The following is a 4,720-nucleotide window of genomic DNA, read 5'->3' as shown; positions in this document are numbered from 1 at the left end:
GGTAGGAGAGGGGACTTTTCTTTCGTAGTTTCACACACCATAGAATCAGCTTCGTAGTTTCACACACCAAAGTCAATAGTTTCGTAGTTTCACACACCGCTTTCTTTCGTAGGTTTACACACCATTCTTCGTAGTTTCACACACCTTCTTTCGTAGGTTTACACACCAAGCGTTTCCAATTTTGCAAAAAAATCAGTACCTTACGACCATTTATCCACAGCTTAACACTATATATAACACATATTAACACTAGGCTTCCGCTACGCTACAGCCTTAATATGGAAATTGGGACAAGCCCAATTGCTTTAACGGGAAATTCCCCTGCATGTTTGCGGGGCAATTTACTTTACTCTCTCCCGCCTAACAAATTAAGATTACCGACATGCTCACTCTGTCAACCGCAAGTGGTTCTCCGCTCCGCTTCGCCCCCTAAAGGGTGACTGCCGTTGCGCGTGTCAATATTCTGAAAGTGTCGGCTCCGAAGAAATGTCGTTCTTTGTCTTCCAAAGAAATAATTAAAAAGGAAGAAAGAAAAAAGATGCTCGGCAGGAAAAGAAAAAGTAGACGCTTGGTGCATATTGTGGTAGTATTGCATCAACATAACTTTTTACCTTGGAGGAAAAAATGGCACGTACAACAATATCATTCACCGAACCAAATCAAAAGTGGCTTGAAACTCAAGTTGCGAGCAAAGAATTTAAGAGCCACAGCGATGTTGTGAACTCTGCTTTGCGACAGATCAGAAAAGACGAAGAGGACACGAACATGGAAACTTTAATTGAAAGCCGCATGAAAATTCATGATAAAACTATACAAAAACTAGCCAAATGAATGAACCTAGATGGCTAACTTTGCAGGAAGTGAAAATCATTCATGATAAATCAATCCAACAGGCTGGAGGATCACACGGCGTTCGTGATACTGGCTTGTTGGAATCGGCTCTCGATCGACCACGAAATTTACATGCCTATGGTGAAAAAAATGTTTTTCAATTAGCTGCAAGTTATGCTGAAAGCTTTTCTGCTAATCAACCTTTTGTTGATGGAAACAAAAGGACTTCTTTTGCGTCCGCAGATTTGTTTTTATACCTTAACGGTCATGATCTACAGCCAGAGCAAGACAATAACCATTCTGATATGATGGTGAATTTAGCACAAGGCAAGATCACCAGAGAAGAAGCTGGGCAATATCTCAAAGAACATTCTCGATCCCTTGAACAATCAAAAAATCAGCACCAACTTAATAAAAAAACTACCGCCATCAAAGAGAAATTAAAACAACAACGAGATCATGCTAGAGGGCGTAAGCGTGGCCGTAGTGACAATTCTGAATAGGCGTAGTGTTTACGAAGCCAAACCAAAGGTTTGAGCCTCTGTTCAGAAAAAATCGATTTTAAGCCCTGCTGAGCCGCTTTTAATTCTTTGGAGTGCGTTTCCCTTGGAAAAGGCCAAAGAAGCCCCCACGGGCGGCATTTTGCCCCCTCTGGCTATGATCTGGCAAAAGATTAGTGGCCTGATGTTGCCACTTATCACGCTGTGTTCTTAAATCTTCCCGATCCTCTTTTAAATCTGAGATATTGTCTTGCAACATATCAACCTTAGATTCCAGTTCGTCGATTTTGGCTTGTAGCAGGTCATTTTTAGGGGGTGCGCTTGGTGTTCGCAACTGGTCGTCGTTACCAGTAACTTGCTGTTTAGGAAACACTCTGAACAATTCAGCCGTATCGATCTTATATCTTCCGTTGTCTTGTTTCTCTGCGCTCAAATGCCCTGTTTTAATAGCTTTGGATATGGTCGACTTTGCCTTGCCACATTCCTTTGATGCCTGATTTAGTGATATTTGCATGGTGTTTCCTTTCGGTAACGGTTACTGGTTCGCTACCAGTTCACCGAACAGCATGGCAGATTTGTTATGAAATTAAAATGCTTGTTTTCTATGGCCGTCTTTAGTGGTTTTTTCCTTTGATACTCCCACACTATCAATCATCTGGTTTGCCCAAATTATATATTCTGTGGCCATAAACGGATTGAACATATAGGGCAGGTTTTCGCCCCATTGCCCATATTGTAACCTTGGCACAATAAAGGACATCGAAGTGCCTTTTTCAATTTCTGGTGTTGTTGTTGTGTACCCAGCCACAACTAGGCCAGCTAGAGACCTCTCAAATAATCGACTTCCTATTTGAATACTTGATTGCGTAACTATAAATTTAACACGAGGAAAACCTATCCGCCAAACTATCCATGCCAAGAAAGCTATGAGCAATATATTCCTAAACATATTTGATCCACCCGCTTCTGGCATAATTGGGTTGCCGTAAGCATCATAGGACAGTTCCATTGCTCCGCCGATAGCACCAAGAGCGCCGAACCAGAAGAGTGTTGATGATGCCATTATTACTAATGCTAAGTGCGTTGCGTGCATTGCCCGGATTGTGAAAACGGCTTTGTCTTTGGTTTCTGTAATGATCTTTGTGCCTACAGGGTGAGGACGCACTTTCATTTTTATTGGTTCTTTGAACAAAACCCACTTAGCAGTATTTTTGATTGATTTTGCAATTGCCTTAAAGTCAGGCAAAAAGCCTTTAATATCGGGAAATGTAAATTTACGCATTGGATGTTCTACCCACGAATTTATTCAGATAACTCACTACATTGGCATGATCTAAATTACTAACGCTAAACCTTGTTTGTTCTTTTGTGCCACCGTATGTGAAGTCAATTTCTCCAGTCTGTTCTGTAGTGTTTTTATCCACCTGTGTACGTGTATTTCCAAGTGAAAATCCCCCCCATTTTGTTCTGTCATAATTTTTTTCACCAATTGTATATATTTTTGGTGTAGCAATAATCGATATTGCTTCTGGCGTAACAATTAGAACCATTTTTGATGAACAGATTTTGATTGATATCCATGCTAGGCTTATAGTTGCTAATAGCCAAAACATAGTAGTAAAAATCACAAGAAAAATACTACCATAAGGAACCCCCACAATTAGAAGGGCATAATTAAAACCCACAGCTAGTCCAATTGGGAACAAAAATATGGGTGCCATAAAAACTGTAAATAGAATGCCTTTAAACGCACCTTTGAGAATTAGCTCACTACGTTCAGGACTCTCCTGTATGACTTTAATACATGTTGGTATTCCTGAACTAACTTTTTCAATTTTCATTTTGTAAACTCCTTAAATGTGTTGCTGTAATATGGGACGCGGTGCATGAAGATTGGATCAGCACCCGCATATAAAATTAGCTGGTTTCCTGATTGCCTTGAGAAAAAATAGGCTACTTCGTCAGCCGTGAGTAGTGGGCTTTGTTGGATCGATTTTGATTCTCCGCTAAAACCCGAAGCAATTTGATCCGTGGAAATTTCGCCTTGTGAAATCTGCATGATCGAAGATGTGCCAAGCCGTTTAGAAACATATTCGAGCGTGGTTAGGTCATTCAGGCCGAAGAATTGGAGAATGCCAGCATTGCCCATAAAGGTTTCCCATCTTTGGCGGTAGAGGTGTTTTAGCTGGCTCATGTCTTGCCAGATCGACCAAATGCGAACCCCAAACCCTGCAATCAATCCTGATGCAGTCTCTAGGCTCGCCATGTGGCCGAGGACGTGCATTTCGTCTAGGATCATAAGCGCAGGTAGGGCAGGGGTGCGCTTGTCTCTCTCTATGGCCGTTAAAAGCAGATTGATGAACATTCGCAAAAATCGATTGTGACGATGAAGCCGACCAGCAGGAAGGCATAAATAAATTGATTTGCCCCCCATCTTCCACGTTGCAAGGTCAACTGTTCTTTGTTGATCGGAGAGGATCGAAGTCATAGGCGGGGAAGATAGGAAGGCAATATTTTGCCGAACTGTTGAGAGGATAGAACCCCGTTCATCTTGTCCCATGCCTAGCAACATGCCCGCCATTTCCATGGGTACGCCGTCCGCAATTTCAGGCTCGCAAGATATTTCAGCAATCAGATCATCGAAGCCGTCATCCTTTTCGCCTTCAGGCGAAAGATATAAAATTCGCTTCAGCTCGTTAAGGCTTCTTTTGCCTTTTTCTTCAGAAGAAGCAATCCACGCTATAAAGCCCCGTAGGACTAGCCTTGCGGAGCCGTTCCAATGATCGTTTTCTTTGCCAGGCTAGGCGACAACCAGGGCATCGGCCAGGCTGTCGCAATCATCAATAAAATTTGGGTTTTGTGGATCAAGAAAATCAAACGGATTAAATCCAGCTCGATACTCGTCTGGCACATCGGCCACCTTGAAAGGATCGAGAACATAGACCTCATGGCCTAGCCCGCCTTTTGGTATGCCCCGCCCTTGCCCCCGCCGTTCGGCGGTTAGTGTGGCATTTTCACCTTTTGGATCGATACAGAAAATTGAACCTTCATAGGTCAACAGGTTCGGGATAATTACGCTTGTTCCTTTGCCCGCCCTTGTCCCTGCAATGGTCAATAAATGGCGATCATCGCTTGCCCCTATTAGATTATCACCCATTGCACCCAAGAATAATTTACCAGCCCCAAACTTCCAAAAATCGGCTTCTATTATCGTTTTAGGATTGTTCCATAACGCACGGGGCGCAGAGCCAGAGAGCGCATTGGATCGGGGAAGTCCACGGGGTAATGTATCAAACTGCATTGAAAGTCTTTTTACTAGAATAACGCTTTACATAGCATCTTAACTAAAAATTTGAAAGTATCATCTATAATATTTATTAAGAGGGTAG

At 42.5% G+C, this 4,720-nt stretch carries 7 protein-coding genes; 2 read left to right on the top strand and 5 right to left on the bottom strand.

The genetic code is table 11. The annotated features are described in order from the left end of the window. Positions 1 to 624: 624 nt before the first annotated feature. Both JKY90_09465 and JKY90_09460 read left to right on the top strand, forming a co-directional pair. Positions 625 to 831 carry a hypothetical protein gene (locus tag JKY90_09465; GenBank protein MBL4852484.1) on the top strand — a complete coding sequence of 69 codons (207 nt, stop codon included), beginning with the start codon at positions 625 to 627 and terminating at the stop codon, positions 829 to 831. After that, the gene (locus JKY90_09460) at positions 828 to 1,334 is read left to right on the top strand and encodes a type II toxin-antitoxin system death-on-curing family toxin (GenBank protein ID MBL4852483.1); all 507 of its coding nucleotides are present in this window, start codon (positions 828 to 830) and stop codon (positions 1,332 to 1,334) included. The genes JKY90_09465 and JKY90_09460 overlap by 4 nt, the downstream gene beginning before the upstream one ends. A gap of 79 nt (positions 1,335 to 1,413) precedes the next feature. Here the strand turns inward: JKY90_09460 and JKY90_09455 are convergent, their stop codons facing one another. The 5 genes from JKY90_09455 to JKY90_09435 all read right to left on the bottom strand — a co-directional run bounded on the left by JKY90_09455 (position 1,414) and on the right by JKY90_09435 (position 4,632). Next, the gene (locus tag JKY90_09455) at positions 1,414 to 1,845 is read right to left on the bottom strand and encodes a hypothetical protein (GenBank protein MBL4852482.1); all 432 of its coding nucleotides are present in this window, start codon (positions 1,843 to 1,845) and stop codon (positions 1,414 to 1,416) included. A gap of 72 nt (positions 1,846 to 1,917) precedes the next feature. Next, positions 1,918 to 2,613: a hypothetical protein gene (locus JKY90_09450; GenBank protein ID MBL4852481.1), complete on the bottom strand. Its 696-nt coding sequence runs from the start codon at positions 2,611 to 2,613 to the stop codon at positions 1,918 to 1,920. Further along, a complete protein-coding gene (locus JKY90_09445) occupies positions 2,606 to 3,172 on the bottom strand; it encodes a hypothetical protein (GenBank protein MBL4852480.1) in 567 nt (188 codons plus the stop codon). The genes JKY90_09450 and JKY90_09445 overlap by 8 nt, the downstream gene beginning before the upstream one ends. After that, complete coding sequence (locus JKY90_09440; protein ID MBL4852479.1) at positions 3,169 to 4,074, bottom strand: type IV secretory system conjugative DNA transfer family protein; 906 nt, start codon at positions 4,072 to 4,074, stop codon at positions 3,169 to 3,171. Before JKY90_09440 ends, JKY90_09445 begins: the two co-directional genes overlap by 4 nt. A gap of 57 nt (positions 4,075 to 4,131) precedes the next feature. Further along, positions 4,132 to 4,632 (bottom strand): type IV secretory system conjugative DNA transfer family protein, encoded by a 501-nt coding sequence (locus JKY90_09435; GenBank protein ID MBL4852478.1) that lies wholly within the window; start codon positions 4,630 to 4,632, stop codon positions 4,132 to 4,134. Positions 4,633 to 4,720: the final 88 nt, after the last annotated feature.

Source organism: Gammaproteobacteria bacterium (genome assembly GCA_016765075.1).
In the GTDB taxonomy this organism is placed as follows: Bacteria; Pseudomonadota; Gammaproteobacteria.
Note: the sequence above shows the minus strand (reverse complement) of the source record. Positions and strands in the feature narration are given on the sequence as shown.

Coding starts and splice junctions, on each gene's coding strand:
- JKY90_09465 (MBL4852484.1), top strand. CDS start 625: ATGGCACGTACAACAATATCATTCACCGAACCAAATCAAAAGTGGCTT.
- JKY90_09460 (MBL4852483.1), top strand. CDS start 828: ATGAATGAACCTAGATGGCTAACTTTGCAGGAAGTGAAAATCATTCAT.
- JKY90_09455 (MBL4852482.1), bottom strand. CDS start 1,845: ATGCAAATATCACTAAATCAGGCATCAAAGGAATGTGGCAAGGCAAAG.
- JKY90_09450 (MBL4852481.1), bottom strand. CDS start 2,613: ATGCGTAAATTTACATTTCCCGATATTAAAGGCTTTTTGCCTGACTTT.
- JKY90_09445 (MBL4852480.1), bottom strand. CDS start 3,172: ATGAAAATTGAAAAAGTTAGTTCAGGAATACCAACATGTATTAAAGTC.
- JKY90_09435 (MBL4852478.1), bottom strand. CDS start 4,632: ATGCAGTTTGATACATTACCCCGTGGACTTCCCCGATCCAATGCGCTC.